The following is a 1079-nucleotide window of genomic DNA, read 5'->3' as shown; positions in this document are numbered from 1 at the left end:
GTATCAAATTTTCCTTTGCATCTTACAGGAACAGGAATGTCTTTGAACTTTTCATTAACCCTGCAGGCATGCTCATTAGAGTCGCCAATGACGCGTAAGCCGGTTTTTATGTCTAGCGATGTTGCGCTCAGGTTGATAGGGCCTTCGGCGCTCATCGCCAATCCGGAGCTTGTTAGCTCGAAATTGTTCGTGAGAATCTCATCTTTCAAACTGGCGCTGCCTTTAAGCAGATCAAAAGGTGTGGCTTTTGGCCAGTTGTTAGTATCGATAGAATCTTTATTTATTAGGGCCAATCCTTTGCAGCTTAGTGCCTTGAAGTTTATGCCTTGAACTTCACCGTCGAGTACTTCAAATTCGGATTGAGCCAAGGCATTGCTTTGAACTTCGCTTAAGGTGTTACCACGACTTGTCAGCGCAGCACTAAAATTGAGAGTGCCACTGAGGCTAGCGCTGTCCTCGGCATTTTGAATTTCCAGCGCTTGAATCAGAGTGCCTAAGTTAAGGTTTGATATCTTTGTATCGGCTTGCCAAGTAGGTTTGTTGCTACGCGCATCTATTTTTGCGCTCGTGTTTAGTATGCCTTCATGAGACTTCGCAGACAGGTTTGTTACGCTGACGATTCCGTTCTTTGCGGCTAATTCGACATTAAGATTTTCGATCAGGACTTTGTTTGCAATTAAGCTTTGTTGTTTTAAAGATATGTCTAGATCGAGCTGTCTCAGTGTTTCTAGTGGCAGAAGCTCTGAGTTGGTTTGGTTGTTCGTTGGTGCTTCATCGTTGGCGCTTGCTTGGGTGTTGTTATTTTCCTCTTCGGCGGGTAAATAATTATCGATATTAACTGAGTCACCGACAAGGCTAAGTGCAAACGCTTGATTACTGCTATTGAATGTAAGGTCTCCTTGCCATGAACTCTTATCTACTTGTGTGTTGATTTGTTGAAAGTATAGAGCCTGGTCTTTAAATTCGAGCTTACTCGAAAGGCTAAATGCGTTTAGCGCTTCAGGTGAAGATAAGGTGGGTAATGCAATTCCAAATCTCTCGGCTAGAATCTTGGGGTTGAACTTGTTGACTTGGACTTG

1 protein-coding gene is annotated in these 1079 nt (G+C 43.6%); it reads right to left on the bottom strand.

Translation table 11 applies throughout. The annotated features are described in order from the left end of the window. On the bottom strand, positions 1-1079 hold a 1079-nt coding region (locus tag A3729_RS25205; protein WP_156498127.1), incomplete at both ends, for an AsmA family protein.

The sequence above is a fragment of the Oleiphilus sp. HI0043 genome, assembly GCF_001634935.1.
The sequence above is the reverse complement of the archived record's forward strand: the minus strand, read 5'-3'. Positions and strand labels throughout refer to the sequence as shown.